This is a genomic window from Streptomyces sp. NPDC097981, from assembly GCF_040302565.1.
Taxonomy (GTDB): domain Bacteria; phylum Actinomycetota; class Actinomycetes; order Streptomycetales; family Streptomycetaceae; genus Streptomyces.
Genome location: NZ_JBEORW010000006.1, coordinates 1 through 14,283 on the forward strand (window position 1 = coordinate 1; position 14,283 = coordinate 14,283).

Here is a 14,283-nt window from a genome sequence, read left to right on the forward strand (position 1 = left end):
CGGCAGGCGCGCCCAAGGGCACCCGATCCGGCGACGGACGGCACCGCCCCACGACGACCGGAGCGATCGTCGTGGGCATCGGACCATCCAGGCCCCACCGGGCACCCCCGGGCGTGAGGAACCCCGCCCCCGCATCCCCGGACCACGCACACGATGCGTGTCACCGGACGCGGAGCGAACGCGGGCGACCAGGACATCCAAAACCGTTCGGGATGCCCGCAGTAACCAGGAATGGGTCCAAGACCCACTCCTGCTCACTGATGAGGAACGGTTAGGCTCCGGCCCATGAGGCTGTTTGCCGCGGTGATTCCGCCCCAGGGGGCCGTCGACGAGCTGCGCCGGGCCGTGCGGGCCGTCCGGGACGACCGGCTGCGCTGGACCGCGGAAGCGGGCTGGCACTTCACGCTCGCCTTCATGGGCGAGGTCCGCGACCCCGTCCTGCCGGACCTGCACGCCCGCCTGGCCCGCGCCGCCCACCGCACGGACCCCTTCGCCCTGCGCCTCCACGGCTGCGGGCACTACGGCGACCGCGCCCTGTGGGTCGGCGCCGCCGGCGGGATCGACCAGATGCGGATGCTCGCCGAGCGCGCGGACGCCGCCGCCCGCCGGGCCGGGGTCCCGATGGAACAGCACCGCCGGTACTCCGCCCACCTGACCCTGGCCCGCAGCCACGGAGGCACCGACCTGCACCCGTACCTCGAAGCCCTCGCGGGCTTCGAGGGCACGCCCTGGCAGGTCGGGGAGCTCAGTCTGGTCCGCAGCAACCTCCCGACCGGCGGAGCACCCGGGGAGCAGCCCCGCTACGAGGTCGTCGGGGCCTGGCCCCTGGGCGGCGGCTGACCCCGCGCCCGCCCCTCGGTACGGGGGGCCGCGGCGGTCGCGTTACGCTCGACAGGTGGATCCCAAGACCCGTAACCGTGTGATGGCCGGTGTACTCGTACTGATGTTCGTAGTGGTAGCCGTGGCAGCCGCCGTAGGCCAGTAGCCCGGCCCCCGGTCAGGGCCGGTCACCACGACCGTACGGACGGCTGCGGCCAGTCGTCCGTGCACCATCGCGACCGTGCGCGTTGTCGCATGAGCGCGTGGCCCTGCGCGGGCCCTTGCCTGGAGTGGACTCCAGGCGGTTGGCTTGAGGCTCATGAAGTACACACAGCTCGGACGCACCGGACTCAAGGTCAGCCGACTTGTACTCGGCACGATGAACTTCGGTCCGCAGACAGACGAACCCACCAGCCACTCCATCCTGGACTCCGCGCTCGCCGCGGGCCTGAACTTCGTGGACACCGCCAACGTCTACGGGTGGGGCGACAACAAGGGCCGCACCGAGGAGATCATCGGCACCTGGTTCGCCCAGGGCGGCGGCCGGCGGGACAAGACCGTGCTCGCCACCAAGGTGTACGGGAACATGGCCGGCGGTGACCCGTGGCCCAACCACGACCGGCTCTCGGCGCTGAACATCCGCCGGGCCGTCGAGGACAGCCTCAGGCGACTCCGGACGGACTACATCGACCTCTACCAGTTCCACCACGTCGACCGCCGGACCCCCTTCGAGGAGATCTGGCAGGCCGTCGACGTGCTGATCCAGCAGGGCAAGGTGCTGTACGCGGGGTCGTCGAACTTCCCCGGGTACAAGATCGCCCAGGCCAACGAGACGGCCGCCCGGCGCGGCTCGGTCGGGCTGGTCAGCGAGCAGTGCCTGTACAACCTCGCCGAGCGGCGCGCCGAGATGGAGGTCGTCCCGGCCGCGCAGGAGTACGGGCTCGGGGTGGTCGCGTGGTCCCCGCTGCACGGCGGGCTGCTGGGCGGCGTCATCAAGAAGGAGGCCGAGGGCGGCCGCCGCGCCTCCGGGCGGTCCGCGGACGCGCTGGCCAACACCTCCGTGCGGGCGCAGGTGCAGGCGTACGAGGACCTCCTCGACAAGCACGGTCTGGAGCCCGGCGAGGCGGCGCTGGCGTGGCTGCTGACCCGGCCCGGGGTGACGGGGCCGATCGTGGGTCCCCGTACGGTCGAGCAGCTGGAGAGCGCGCTGCGCGCGCTGGAGTTGGAGCTGTCGCCGGAGGTGCTGGCCGGCCTGGACGAGATCTTCCCCGGTCCGGGGCCCTCGCCCGAGGCGTTCGCCTGGTGACCCGGACGGGATGACGCTGCGACCGGTCCGCGCCCCGGCGCGGGGCGCGGATCAGTCGCCCGGGAACTCGGAGGTGTCGAGGGTGAGGCCCACCACCGTGTCCGTGAGGTCGATCTCGTCCCCGAAGGCGACCTTCAATCCCTCGGGGACGGGCTCAAGCGCCTCGAACATCTCGTCCAAGGCCTGCTCGCTGCTGATGTCGGCCATCTCGATCCTGTCGGTCTCTACGACGGTCACCGTGGCGCTCCTCGCCGCTGCCGCGCAGTCGCGGGCAGCCGCGTAGTACAACGATACGCACGGGGGCCCGGACACGGCGGAAACGCCGGGCGCGGCCCTACGGGGTGTCAGGGCGTCTGGTAGGGGCCGCCGATGCCCCATGCCTGGTGCAGTACCGCCGCGAACTCCCCGGCCAGGCGGTGCTCGCCGGAGGCGTTGGGGTGGGTGCCGTCGTAGGTGTCGTGCTGGATCTCGTACGCGTCGGGGCGCGCGGCCAGCAGGATCGGTGAGGCCTCGGTCGACAGGTCGGCGACGGCCTTGGCGAGGAGCTCGTTGAACCGGGCGACCTCGGCCGCGAAGGGCGCGTCGGAGTCGGCGCGGACGTTCGGGATGACCGGGAGCAGGATCATCCGGATGCCGGGCCGGGCGGCGCGGGCCTCCGCGATGAAGCGGCGGGCGTTGGCCGCGGTCTCGTCGGCGGCGGTGTAGAAGCCGAGGTCTATCAGCCCGAGGGAGACGAGCAGCACGTCGGCCTGCCCGGAGCGCACGGCGGATCCGATGAGCGGGGCCATGTGCTGCCAGCCCTCGCCCCAGCCCGCGAGGTGGCGGCGGGCGTGCTCCGGGAAGCCGGGGTCGGCGTAGGCGTGGCTGACCGGCTCGTTCGCGGAGGTGTCGAAGAGCTCGCAGCGCGGACCGACGATCCGGTACGGACCGTCGAAGGTGGCTTCGAGGTGCTGCCACATCCGGTAGCGCCAGGTGTAGTCGCCGGCGCGTCCGATGGTCATGGAGTCGCCGACGAACATGAAACGCATCCGGTCATCATCGCGGATCACGCGCCGGGAGCCCCTGTGATGCCGGACACGCGGGGCGCCCTGGCAGGCTTGGTGCATGCGCCTGTTGCCGTTGACCGCCGTCATTGCCCTTGTCGTGCTGCCGGGTTCGGCGGCCGCGGCCGCCGGGACATCCGCCGCCGCGGCCGCCGTCCCCGCCGCCGTCGCCGCGTCCGCGTCCGCCGGTGCACAGGGCTTCACCATCACCGATCCGCGGATCAAGGAGTCGAGCGGGCTGGCGGCGAGCCGGATCCACCCGGGCGTTTACTGGACGCACAACGACAGCGACGACGGCCCGTACGTGTACGCGGTGGACTCGGCGACGGGCAAGACGGTGGCCCGCGTGACGCTGGCGGGGATCGGGACCCCGCGCGACGTCGAGGCGATCTCACTGGGCCCGGACGGGCAGCTGTACGTCGGGGACATCGGCGACAACCTGAACGGGAGCTGGGACCACGTCTGGATCTACCGTTTCCCGGAGCCGAAGGAGCTGGCCGATGTCACGGTCAAGGCCGAGCAGTTCACGGTGCGGTACGCGGACGGGGCGCGCAATGCCGAGGCGCTGATGGTGCATCCGGTGACGGGCCGGGTGTACATCGCGAGCAAGAGCGAGGACAAGGGCGGGCTGTACGAAGGGCCGGAGCAGCTGTCGGCGTCGGGGACGAACGTGTTCCGGCGGGTGGCGGACCTGCCGTGGGTCACGGACGGGGCGTTCTCGCCGGACGGCGGCCGCCTCACGCTGCGCGGCTACTTCTTCGCGCGGACGTACCCGTGGAAGGACGGGCGGCCCGAGGGCGAGGGCGAGCGGGTGGACGCGCCCTGGCAGGGACAGGCGGAGTCGGTGACGTACTCGGCGGACGGGTCGACGCTGCTGTTCGGGTCGGAGGGGGAGTCGAGCCGGGTGGTGGCCGTGCCGGTGAAACCGGCGTCCGGCAGCTCGGCGGCCCCGTCCCCGGGGAAACCGGGCGCGACTCCGGCCTCCGGCGCCCCCGGCCCTGCGGGCGAGCAGGGCGGGGGCGGCTTCACGAAGGGCGCGGCCGTCCTGGCCGTGGGCGCGGCCCTGGTCTACGGCGCCAAGCGGCTCCTGCGCCGCCGGCCCCGCGGAGACTCCTGACCGGGGTGGTCCGCTGAGTCCGGGTGCGGCGCCGCTGCCGGGGGCTCTGCCCCCGGGCCCCCGCGCCTCAAACGCCGGCGGGGCTGGATTCGTGCCCGGTCACGCCGCCGCGACCAGCTCGCGGGGGCGCGGCGACGGGACGAACGTGACCCCGTGGCGGCTCACGCTCAGGCGCAGGTTGCCCACCCGCGACAGGATCACCGCGATCGTCGCGGCGGCGGCCAGCGAGACGAGGCCGCCCGCGGCCATGCCGATCCGGGCCCCGTACGTGTCCGTCACCCAGCCGACGACCGGCGCACCGATCGGGGTGCCGCCGGTGAACACCATCATGAACAGGGCCATCACCCGTCCCCGCATCTCGGGGTCGGTGGCCATCTGCACGCTCGCGTTGGCGGTGACGTTGACCGTCAGCCCGAACATCCCGATGGGCACGAGCAGTGCGGCGAACAGCCAGAACCCCGGCGCGAAGGCCGTCGCGACCTCCAGGGCGGAGAACAGGACCGCTGCCGCGACCAGCAGCCGCAGCCGCGAGTGGCCGCGCCGGGCCGCCAGCAGTGCACCCGCCAGGGAGCCCAGGGCGATCAGCGTGTTGAAGAGGCCGTACGTGCCCGCGTCCCCGTGGAACACGTCGCTGACGAACGCCGACAGCCAGATCGGGAAGTTGAACCCGAAGGTGCCGATGAAGCCCACCAGCACGATCGGCCAGATCAGCTCCGGGCGGCCGGCGACGTAGCGCAGCCCTTCCCGCAGCTGGCCCTTGGCCCGCGGCTGCGGCCGGACCGGGTGCAGTTCGCGCGCCCGCATCAGCAGCAGGCCGGCGACGGGCGCGGCGAAGGACAGCCCGTTCAGCAGGAAGGCCCAGCCCGAGCCGAAGGCGGTGATCAGCACACCGGCGAGCGCCGGGCCGACCAGCCGCGCGGACTGGAAGTTCGCCGAGTTCAGGCTGACGGCGTTGGCTACCTGGTCGGGGCCGACCATCTCGGAGACGAACGTCTGCCGGGCGGGGTTGTCCACGACGGTGACGAGGCCGATCAGGAACGCCGCGAGGTACACGTGCCAGACCTGGACGTGTCCGGCCAGGGTGAGCGCGGCCAGGGCGACGCCGGTCAGGCCCATCAGGGTCTGCGTGGCGATCAGCAGCGGCCGCTTGGGCAGCCGGTCGGCGAGTACGCCTCCGTAGAGGCCGAACACCATCATCGGCAGGAACTGCAGCGCGATCGTGATGCCGACGGCGGAAGCCGAGCCGGTCAGGGACAGGACCAGCCAGTCCTGGGCGATGCGCTGCATCCAGGTGCCGGTGTTGGACACGGCCTGTCCCGTGGCGAAGAGCCGGTAGTTCCGGATCTTCAGCGAGCTGAACATGGAATGTCTGCCCGCGGAGCGCGTGGTGCGCGTGGTGGTAGTGGTGGATGTATGGCCGGGTGCGGAGTCTGCTCCGTTTCCCGTACTCAAAAGCGTTCGCCTCCTGGCGTCGTCTCCTACAGGTGCGCGAGCTTCTCCAGGACGGGCGCGGCCTCGCGCAGCTTGGCCCATTCGTCCTCGGTGAGCTCGGCCGCGAGCCGGGCCAGGAAGGCGTTCCGCTTGCGACGGCTCTCTTCGAGCATCGCTTCGGCCTCCTCCGTCTGGGTGACCACCTTCTGGCGGCGGTCGTCCGGGTGCGGCTGCAGCCTGACCAGTCCCTTGGCCTCCAGCAGCGCCACGATGCGGGTCATCGACGGCGGCTGGACGTGCTCGCGCCGGGCCAGCTCACCGGGGGTGGCCTGGCCGCACCGGGCGAGGGTGCCGAGGACCGACATCTCGGTCGGGCTCAGCGATTCGTCGACGCGCTGGTGCTTGAGGCGCCGGCCCAGCCGCATGACGGCGGAGCGGAGGTCGTTCACGGCGGCAGCGTCGTCGCCATGGGTAAGGTCGAGCATGTCCTTAGGATAACTCATTACTCTCTCTAAAGAACGCCATTAACCGAGTCACTCATACGGGTGAGTGGGTGGCGGAAAGTGACACGCGTCCACAGCCTGTGGGCCGAACCTTTCGCCATGGGGACACACGTGCTGAGCATGCGCATAGACGGGGAGCTGCTCGACCGCCTCCGGATGCATGCCGCAAAACGCGGAATGAGCGTCCAGGACTATGTCGTCCGGACGCTCATTCGCGATGACTTCGACGAGCGCTTCAAGTCGGCCGTCGACGAGACGGAGAAGTTCTACGGGCTTACGTGAGGCCGAGGGCCGGCATCGCGTAGTAGAAGACGAACACCGCCGACACGACGTACATGGCAGCCGGGACCTCGCGGCCCCGGCCGGTCGCCAGCCGCAGCACGCAGAAGCTGATGAAGCCGAAGCCGATGCCGTTGGTGATCGAGTACGTGAAGGGCATCATCACCATGGCCAGGAAGGCCGGGACGGCGATGGTGAAGTCGCTCCAGTCGATGTCCTTGACCGAGCCCGCCAGGATCAGGAAGCCGACCGCCACGAGCGCGGGGGTGGCCGCCTGGGACGGGACCATGGTGGCGAGCGGGGTGAGGAACAGCGCCACTGCGAAGAGGCCGCCGGTCACGACGTTCGCCAGGCCGGTACGGGCGCCTTCGCCGACGCCGGCCGTGGACTCCACGAAGCAGGTGGTCGCCGAGGACGAGGTGGCGCCGCCGGACGCGACGGCCAGGCCGTCGATGAGCAGCACCTTGTTGATGCCGGGGAAGTTGCCGTCCTTGTCGATCAGCTTGGCCTCGTCGCCGACGCCGAGGATCGTGCCCATCGCGTCGAAGAAGCAGGACAGCAGCACGGTGAAGACGAAGAGGATGCCGGTCAGCAGGCCGACCTTGCCGAAGCCGCCGAACAGGCTGACCTGGCCCACGAGCCCGAAGTCGGGCGCGGCCACCGGATTGCCCGGCCACTCGGGGACGGTGAGGCCCCAGCCCGAGGCGGGCAGTCCGGCGATCAGCTGTACGGCCACGGCGACGACGGTCATGACCACGATGGAGATCAGGATCGCGCCGGGCGTCTTGCGGATCAGCAGGGCGAGGGTCAGCAGCACGCCGGCGATGAAGATCAGCACCGGCCAGCCGTGCAGGTGGCCGCCCGTGCCGAGCTGGAGCGGCACGGTGGTGTGCGCGGCGTCCGGGATGCGGGTGACGAAGCCCGAGTCGACCAGGCCGATCAGCATGATGAACAGGCCGATGCCGATCGCGATGCCCTTGCGCAGGCCGAGCGGGACGGCGTTCATGACCCGCTCGCGCAGGCCGGTCGCGACCAGCAGCATCACGATGAAGCCCGCCAGTACCACCATGCCCATGGCGTCGGGCCAGCTCATGCGCGGGGCGAGCTGGAGGGCGACGACGGTGTTGACGCCGAGGCCGGCGGCGAGCGCGATCGGGACGTTGCCGATGACGCCCATGAGGAGCGTGGTGAACGCCGCCGTCAGGACGGTGGCGGTGACGAGCTGGCCGCTGTCGAGCTGGTGCCCGTACATGTCCTTCGCGCTGCCCAGGATGATCGGGTTCAGCACGATGATGTAGGCCATCGCGAAGAAGGTGGCGAACCCGCCGCGGACCTCGCGGCCGACGGTGGAACCGCGCTCGGAGATCTTGAAGTGGCGGTCCAGGCCGGACGTGCGCCGCGGGGCGGGCTCCGGGAGGGTGGGCGCAGGCGCGGGGGCCGACGTGGTCATACGGTCCTCATTGCGGGGCATTGGGTGATTCATACGATGAAAATGGGCCAAGCCCACACCGTTTCAGTATGAACACATGAACGAAAGCCCGTCCATCTCCGCGCGTAGACCCTGTTTCGGCGCACCTAGACTTGAAGGCATGGCGAAATGGACTGCGAAGCACGAGGCGCCCGAACCCCTTGAGGGCCCGGTCGTCGCGACCGTCACCGGCGGCACGATCCTCTGGTTCGCGATGTTCCTCGTCCAGCTCCCCTTCTACGGCTGGTTCGCCGACCGGGACCTGCTCTGGTGGGTCTGGTGCTGCGCGGCCGGAGGCTTCCTCGGACTGATCGGCATCTGGTACGTACGGGGCCGCGACGCGGCGCTCAAGCGGCATGCCGCCGAACGGGACGCGGCGGCCGCGGGCCCGGCGCCGCACACCGGCTGACGGCGGGCACCACCCCGAACGGGTCCACCACGGCGGCCGCGCCGCCGCGTCGTCATCACGGTCGGCCGGAGCGCCGGGCAGGGCCTGCCAGCGGACCATTCCCCTCATCCCGAAGCCGGATCTTCGGACCGCTCGGCGGGTGAAGGCATGGAACCCCCTTTACCGTCGAAAGCATGACGCAGCGGTCAGAGACCGAACCAGACGGCCCCGAGCAGGGGGGCAGCGGCACCGCCATCGACGCGGGAGCCGAGCTGGACCCGGTGCACCCGGTCCGGCCGCCCGCGCCCCGGTTCAAGTCCGGCGGCCTGACCACCGCCGAAGTCGCCGAGCGCGTGGCGCGCGGAGCCGTCAACGACGTGCCCGTCCGCTCCTCGCGCTCCACCGCCGACATCGTCCGCGCCAACGTCTTCACCCGCTTCAACGCCATCATCGGCGTGCTCTGGGTGGTCATGCTGATCGTCGCGCCGCTCCAGGACAGCCTCTTCGGCTACGTGATCCTCGCGAACACCGGCATCGGCATCATCCAGGAAATGCGGGCCAAGAAGACCCTGGACAGCCTCGCCGTCATCGGCGAGGCCAAACCCAGCGTCCGCCGCGACGGCCGCACCGCCGAGATCTCCACCTCCGAGATCGTCCTCGACGACGTCATCGAACTCGGCCCCGGAGACAAAGTGGTCGTCGACGGGTCCGTCGGCGAGGCCGACGGCCTGGAGATCGACGAGTCGCTGCTCACCGGCGAGGCCGACCCCGTCCTGAAGAAGCCCGGCGACCCGGTCATGTCCGGGTCCTTCGTGGTCGCGGGCGGCGGCGCGTTCACCGCCACCAAGGTCGGCCGCGAGGCCTACGCGGCCCAGCTGGCCGAAGAGGCCACCCGCTTCACGCTCGTCCACTCCGAGCTGCGCTCCGGCATCTCCACCATCCTCAAGTACGTCACCTGGATGATGATCCCGACCTCGATCGGCCTGATCATCAGCCAGCTCGTCGTCAAGGACGACAACCTCAAGGACGCCGTCGCCCGCACCGTCGGCGGCATCGTCCCGATGATCCCCGAGGGCCTGGTCCTGCTGACGTCCGTGGCCTTCGCGATCGGCGTCATCCGGCTCGGCCGCAAGCAGTGCCTCGTCCAGGAACTGCCGGCCATCGAGGGCCTCGCCCGCGTCGACGTGGTCTGCCTCGACAAGACCGGCACCCTCACCGAGGGCGGCATGGACGTCACCGAGCTCCGCCAGCTCGGCGGCGCGGAGCCCGCGTACGTCAAGAAGGTGCTCGGCGCGCTCGGCGAGTCCGACCCGCGCCCCAACGCCAGCCTCCAGGCGATCATCGACGCCTACCCGGACAGCGCCGAGTGGCGCTGCACCGAGTCCCTGCCCTTCTCCTCCGCCCGCAAGTACAGCGGCGCCAGCTTCAGCGAGGGCGACGGCGAGAACAGCACCTGGCTGCTCGGCGCCCCCGACGTCCTCCTCCCGGCCGGCGACCCGGCCCTCGACGAGATCAACGACCTCAACGAGCAGGGCCTGCGCGTCCTGCTGCTCGCCAGGGCCGCGCGCGAGCTCGACGACCCGGCCGTCGGGGCCGGGGCCAGGCCGACCGCCCTGGTCGTCCTGGAACAGAGGCTGCGCCCCGAAGCCGCCGACACCCTGCGCTACTTCGACGACCAGAAGGTGCACGCGAAGGTCATCTCCGGCGACAACGCGGTCTCCGTCGGCGCCGTGGCCGCCAAGCTCGGCCTGCCGGGCGCCGAGAATACGGTCGACGCGCGGAGGCTGCCGGCCGAGCAGGCCGACCTGGCCAGGGCCCTCGACGAGAACGCCGTCTTCGGGCGCGTCAGCCCGCAGCAGAAGCGCGACATGGTCGGCGCACTGCAGTCCACGGGCCACACCGTCGCGATGACGGGCGACGGCGTCAACGACGTGCTCGCGCTCAAGGACGCGGACATCGGCGTGAGCATGGGCTCGGGCTCGGAGGCGACGAGGGCGGTGGCCCAGATCGTCCTCCTGAACAACAGCTTCGCCACCCTCCCCTCGGTGGTCGCCGAGGGCCGCCGCGTCATCGGCAACATCACCCGGGTCGCCACCCTCTTCCTGACCAAGACCGTCTACTCGGTGCTGCTGGCCGTCCTGGTGGTCTGCTCGCAGGTGGAGTACCCCTTCCTGCCGCGCCACCTGACACTGCTGTCGACCCTCACCATCGGCATCCCGGCCTTCTTCCTGGCCCTGGCCCCGAACAAGGAACGCGCGAAGCCGCACTTCGTGCGGAGGGTGATGCGGTACGCGATCCCGGGCGGCGCGATCGCGGCGGTGGCCACCTTCGTGACGTACCTGATCGCCCGCCACCACTACACCGGACCGGAGGCCCTGGAGGCCGAGACGAGCGCGGCGACGCTGACGCTGTTCCTGACCTCGATGTGGGTCCTGGCGATCATCGCCCGCCCGTACACGTGGTGGCGGGTGGTCCTGGTCGCCGCGATGGGCGGGGCCTTCCTGATCGTCCTGATCGTCCCGTGGCTCCAGGACTTCTTCGAGCTGAAGCTGGTGGGCACCGAGATGCCGTGGACGGCCGTCGCCATCGCGGCGGCGGCCTCGGCCCTGATCGAGTTCACCTTCCGCTGGGTCGACCGGAAGTTCCCGGCGTAGCACCGCACGGGCTTCGCTGCGTCCCGGGACGTCCCGACTGCGCCGCGGGGCGGCCGGAAAGTGCTTGAGGACGGCCGGGCAGGACGCAGTGTCCTCCCCCGCCGGGTCCCCGGGACCCGGCGGGGGAGGACCGCTTCAGTCGAACCAGCGGTCGCGGGCCAGCTCCGCCGTACGGGAGGGGTCCTCCAGCAGGGCCGCCACCTCGAAGCGGCGGGGCCACTGACCGGCCGACCAGGCCAGGCCCGCCGCCACGCCCTCCAGGGTCGAGGCGTGCAGGACGCCGTCCCCGGTGACGCGCCAGTCCAGCTCCACGCCGCCCGCCACCAGCTCCTCGTGCTCCAGGTACGTCCGCGGGGTGCCCGGGCCGAGCAGCACCCGCACCGAATCCGGGACCTCGTGCTCCTCGCCCGGGGTGCTCACCTCCGCCGGGACCGTCTCCGACAGCCGGCGGACCTGGAGCAGCTCCGCCAGGTCCGCCGCGCGGGCCGGGGCCACCGGCAGCAGCGGCAGGCCCTCTGTCAGCGGCAGCAGGTCCGGGGCGTCCGCGATCACCGCGTCGGCCGCGTCCACCACGCGGACCTCGCCGTCCACCACCGCGCGCAGCTCGTCCGGGAGCGTGACCTGCTCGGGGTCCAGATCGGCCAGGGCCCCGTACAGGGCGTGCAGCCGGCGGTCCGACACCTCGCGGTCCCCGTCGGCGAGCCGGCCCAGGAGCTCGGCGGCGCCGCCCGGTTCGTCCAGCAGGGCCGACACGGTCGTGCGGACGCCCAGCGCCCGCAGGACCTGCTCGTCCTCGAAGCCCGTGGCGTCCGCCGACGTGTAGAGGCCCTCCAGCAGCGGGTCGCCGCCCGCCGCGCGCAGACCCGCCGGGCGGCGGCCGTCGAGCACCGGGTGGTCGCGCAGCCACCAGGCCGTGTACGGGCGCACCGACTGCGTGGTGCCGTCCGGCAGCAGGACCCGTACGGGCTGCGTCAGCGCGTCGCGCAGCGGGGGCTGCGCGAGCATGGCCAGGGCCTGGGGCCAGCAGTCGTCGTCGACCAGGTCGAGATCGCGTACGGCCACCAGCTCGGTCGCCACCGGCGGCAGCGGGGTGTCCGGGAGCTGGTCCAGTACGTCCTCGCACCACACGTCGACCGCGTCCAGCAGGCCCGCGTCGTCGGGCTCGGCGAAGTCCCCGTCGCGCGGCTCCAGTTCGTCCGGGTCGAGGACCAAGTCGGTGGCGCGGACCAGCTGGAACGTGGCCAGCACCCCGCAGGCGGTCAGCGGCTGGGCGCCCCACCGGGCGGCCAGTTCGCCGTCCACGTACGGGACTTCGTCCTCGCGGATCACCGAGGCCAGCGGCGAGCCGGGCAGCAGCAGCTCGCCCGCGGGCGTGAGCTCCCCGTCCTCGTCGGGGAGCGCCAGCGCGCCCAGCCACGGCTCGTCGCCCGGCCCCAGGTCGGCGTCGCGGACCAGGCCGAGGACCACCTCGGCCAGCTCGTCGGCATCGAGGGCGTCCTCGTCCCAGACCTCCCCCGCGTCGAGGGAGGCGGCCACCGCGGCCCGTACCTGCGGGGTCGTCAGGACCGCGCGGGGCGTGGCCGGGAGCGCCCCCAGCCGCTCCAGCAGCGGGTGCGCCGCGTCCGGGTGGGCCACCTTCAGCCCCATCCGGGCCAAGTCCTTCGGGGTGTCCGCGCCGGGCAGCAGCACGTGCCGCGGGCCGATCGTGGTCCGCCCGTCGGCCAGCGGCACCGGCAGGCCCGAGAGCCGGTCCGGATCCACCCCCGCCAGGGTGTCGTACAGCCGGTGCCACCACTCCGGGGTGCGCGCGATGCCCGCGATCCGCTCGATGGCGTCGCCCAGCGGCAGCCGGCCCACGCCCAGCGTGCGCAGCTCGGGCCGGCGCTCCAGCCCGGCGGGGAGCAGGGTCGGCAGGACCTCGGCGAGGACCCGTACGGTGTCGGCGCCCGCGCCCTCCACCACCTCGGCCTCGAAGGGGCGCAGGGCGGCCCGCTCCTGCGGGTCCTCGCCGGGGGCCGCCGGGGCGAGGAACGCGGTCCGGGGCAGCCGCCCGAGCACGGCGGCGCGCAGCGCCCCGTCCAGCTCGCCCTTGCCGAGCGGACCGGGTACGAGGTCCACCAGCCCGGTGCCCACCGGCTCCCAGCCGCCGAGCAGTTCGGCGTACGCGTCGGCGGCGCGCTCCACCAGGAAGTCGGTCAGCGGGCCCGGCGCGGGGTGCCGGCGGGCGGTGTCCAGCGGCAGCGTCGCGATGAGCAGGGCGGGGATGCCCAGCGGCTCGTCGGTCGGGGTCGGGGCGTGCACCACGGGCGCCGTGGCCGGGTACAGCGGAGCACCTTCGGCGTCCACGGGCACGGACCAGGACACCGTCCAGGTCGGCCGCAGCCGCTCCTCCACCGGCCGGTCGGCGAGCAGCGCCGGCGCGATGGGGCCGCTGTGGCGGACGGTGCGCCAGCGCCGGGTCTCGCCGCCGGCGCCCCCGGCCGAGTCCTCGACGACGGTGTACGGGCCGTCGGTGCGGCGCAGCAGCGTACGGATGCCCTCGGCCGGGGTCTCCACGACGATCTCCCGCAGCCCGGGCAGGGTGAGCAGCAGCGCGTCGTCGATGCCGGCCAGCAGCCGCTGCACCAAGGCCTCCGCGGCGGCGTCGCGCAGCGGGAGGACGACCACGGTGTCGTACCCGTTGGGGGCGGTGCCCTCGGCGGGCAGCGGCAGCCGCAGCAGCGGGACGTGCCCGTCGCGGCGGCGCAGCTCGTCGCCGAGGCCGGGACTGCCGTTGGCGGCGCCGCGGGCCAGTTCACGGGCCTCGGCCAGCGACCAGCGGACACCGCCGTGGCGGCCGAGCACGGCGGGCTCGTCGGACACCGCGAGGACGGCCGCGAAGCCGACACCGAAGCGGCCCACGGTGTCACCCGAACCGGTGGACTCCCGCTTCGCGGAGGCGCGCAGGGTGCTGAGCGACTCCACGCCCGTCGCGTCCAGCGGGGCACCGGTGTTGGCGACGGCCAGCACCGCGTGCCCGCCTTCACCGGGGTGCAGGGTGAGCCGCATCCGGCCGGGCACCCGGGCCCGGGCTGCGGCGTCGGCGGCGTTCTGCGCCAGCTCGACGACGAGCCGGTCGCGGTAGCCGCCGAGAGCCAGGTCCTCCTCGGCGTTGGCGTCCTCGCGGAAGCGGGCCGGGCCCGCGCCCCAGGCGTCGAGCACCCCGCGCCGCAGCCGGGCCGTGCCGAAGGGGTCCACGCCGCCCTGGGCCGCCGTCACTCGCACGCTCACGCCGC

12 protein-coding genes and 1 pseudogene are annotated in these 14,283 nt (G+C 72.6%); 7 read left to right on the top strand and 6 right to left on the bottom strand.

Features of this window, described 5'->3' with window-relative positions:
* The 3 genes and pseudogenes from ABTY04_RS07665 to ABTY04_RS07675 form a co-directional block, all read left to right on the top strand.
* A pseudogene (locus ABTY04_RS07665) lies at positions 1-289 on the top strand (IS200/IS605 family accessory protein TnpB-related protein); the annotation flags it as partial.
* Positions 286-840, top strand: a complete 555-nt coding sequence (thpR, locus tag ABTY04_RS07670; protein ID WP_352212423.1) for an RNA 2',3'-cyclic phosphodiesterase — start codon at positions 286-288, stop codon at positions 838-840. The pseudogene ABTY04_RS07665 and the gene thpR, both read left to right, overlap by 4 nt.
* 298 nt (positions 841-1,138) lie before the next feature.
* On the top strand, positions 1,139-2,125 hold the full coding sequence (locus tag ABTY04_RS07675; protein ID WP_352212424.1) for an aldo/keto reductase: 987 nt from the start codon (positions 1,139-1,141) through the stop codon (positions 2,123-2,125).
* A gap of 51 nt (positions 2,126-2,176) precedes the next feature.
* Here ABTY04_RS07675 and ABTY04_RS41100 read toward each other — a convergent pair whose 3' ends face one another.
* Both ABTY04_RS41100 and ABTY04_RS07685 read right to left on the bottom strand, forming a co-directional pair.
* Positions 2,177-2,362: a hypothetical protein gene (locus ABTY04_RS41100; RefSeq protein WP_502996574.1), complete on the bottom strand. Its 186-nt coding sequence runs from the start codon at positions 2,360-2,362 to the stop codon at positions 2,177-2,179.
* A 107-nt stretch (positions 2,363-2,469) separates the two neighbouring features.
* Positions 2,470-3,153, bottom strand: a complete 684-nt coding sequence (locus ABTY04_RS07685; RefSeq protein ID WP_352212425.1) for a GDSL-type esterase/lipase family protein — start codon at positions 3,151-3,153, stop codon at positions 2,470-2,472.
* Between the two features lie 76 nt (positions 3,154-3,229).
* Between ABTY04_RS07685 and ABTY04_RS07690 the strand changes: the two genes are divergently transcribed.
* Positions 3,230-4,285 (top strand): PQQ-dependent sugar dehydrogenase family protein, encoded by a 1,056-nt coding sequence (locus ABTY04_RS07690; RefSeq protein ID WP_352212426.1) that lies wholly within the window; start codon positions 3,230-3,232, stop codon positions 4,283-4,285.
* Between the two features lie 99 nt (positions 4,286-4,384).
* Here ABTY04_RS07690 and ABTY04_RS07695 read toward each other — a convergent pair whose 3' ends face one another.
* A complete protein-coding gene (locus tag ABTY04_RS07695; RefSeq protein ID WP_352212427.1) occupies positions 4,385-5,737 on the bottom strand; it encodes an MFS transporter in 1,353 nt (450 codons plus the stop codon).
* Between the two features lie 26 nt (positions 5,738-5,763).
* A complete protein-coding gene (locus ABTY04_RS07700; RefSeq protein WP_352212428.1) occupies positions 5,764-6,201 on the bottom strand; it encodes a MarR family winged helix-turn-helix transcriptional regulator in 438 nt (145 codons plus the stop codon).
* Between the two features lie 117 nt (positions 6,202-6,318).
* Between ABTY04_RS07700 and ABTY04_RS07705 the strand changes: the two genes are divergently transcribed.
* On the top strand, positions 6,319-6,501 hold the full coding sequence (locus ABTY04_RS07705) for a ribbon-helix-helix protein, CopG family (protein WP_352212429.1): 183 nt from the start codon (positions 6,319-6,321) through the stop codon (positions 6,499-6,501).
* Here the strand turns inward: ABTY04_RS07705 and ABTY04_RS07710 are convergent.
* On the bottom strand, positions 6,494-7,948 hold the full coding sequence (locus tag ABTY04_RS07710; protein WP_352212430.1) for an NCS2 family permease: 1,455 nt from the start codon (positions 7,946-7,948) through the stop codon (positions 6,494-6,496). The two genes, ABTY04_RS07705 and ABTY04_RS07710, sit on opposite strands and share 8 nt — an antisense overlap.
* 139 nt (positions 7,949-8,087) lie before the next feature.
* Here ABTY04_RS07710 and ABTY04_RS07715 point away from each other — a divergent pair, with 139 nt between their 5' ends.
* Together ABTY04_RS07715 and ABTY04_RS07720 are read left to right on the top strand one after the other, a co-directional pair.
* Positions 8,088-8,375, top strand: a complete 288-nt coding sequence (locus tag ABTY04_RS07715; protein WP_352212431.1) for a DUF2530 domain-containing protein — start codon at positions 8,088-8,090, stop codon at positions 8,373-8,375.
* A gap of 173 nt (positions 8,376-8,548) precedes the next feature.
* Positions 8,549-11,008, top strand: a complete 2,460-nt coding sequence (locus ABTY04_RS07720) for an HAD-IC family P-type ATPase (protein ID WP_352212432.1) — start codon at positions 8,549-8,551, stop codon at positions 11,006-11,008.
* Positions 11,009-11,143: 135 nt separating this feature from the next.
* On the opposite strand, the gene ABTY04_RS07725 is transcribed toward ABTY04_RS07720, so the two are convergent.
* The gene (locus tag ABTY04_RS07725; protein WP_352212433.1) at positions 11,144-14,278 is read right to left on the bottom strand and encodes a sacsin N-terminal ATP-binding-like domain-containing protein; all 3,135 of its coding nucleotides are present in this window, start codon (positions 14,276-14,278) and stop codon (positions 11,144-11,146) included.
* Positions 14,279-14,283: the final 5 nt, after the last annotated feature.

Bases quoted from the DNA above. Each gene is read 5' to 3' on its own strand.
- ABTY04_RS07705 (WP_352212429.1), top strand. From the start codon at position 6,319: ATGGGGACACACGTGCTGAGCATGCGCATAGACGGGGAGCTGCTCGAC.
- ABTY04_RS07685 (WP_352212425.1), bottom strand. From the start codon at position 3,153: ATGCGTTTCATGTTCGTCGGCGACTCCATGACCATCGGACGCGCCGGC.
- thpR (WP_352212423.1), top strand. From the start codon at position 286: ATGAGGCTGTTTGCCGCGGTGATTCCGCCCCAGGGGGCCGTCGACGAG.
- ABTY04_RS07700 (WP_352212428.1), bottom strand. From the start codon at position 6,201: ATGCTCGACCTTACCCATGGCGACGACGCTGCCGCCGTGAACGACCTC.
- ABTY04_RS07715 (WP_352212431.1), top strand. From the start codon at position 8,088: ATGGCGAAATGGACTGCGAAGCACGAGGCGCCCGAACCCCTTGAGGGC.
- ABTY04_RS07710 (WP_352212430.1), bottom strand. From the start codon at position 7,948: ATGACCACGTCGGCCCCCGCGCCTGCGCCCACCCTCCCGGAGCCCGCC.
- ABTY04_RS07720 (WP_352212432.1), top strand. From the start codon at position 8,549: ATGACGCAGCGGTCAGAGACCGAACCAGACGGCCCCGAGCAGGGGGGC.
- ABTY04_RS07690 (WP_352212426.1), top strand. From the start codon at position 3,230: ATGCGCCTGTTGCCGTTGACCGCCGTCATTGCCCTTGTCGTGCTGCCG.
- ABTY04_RS07675 (WP_352212424.1), top strand. From the start codon at position 1,139: ATGAAGTACACACAGCTCGGACGCACCGGACTCAAGGTCAGCCGACTT.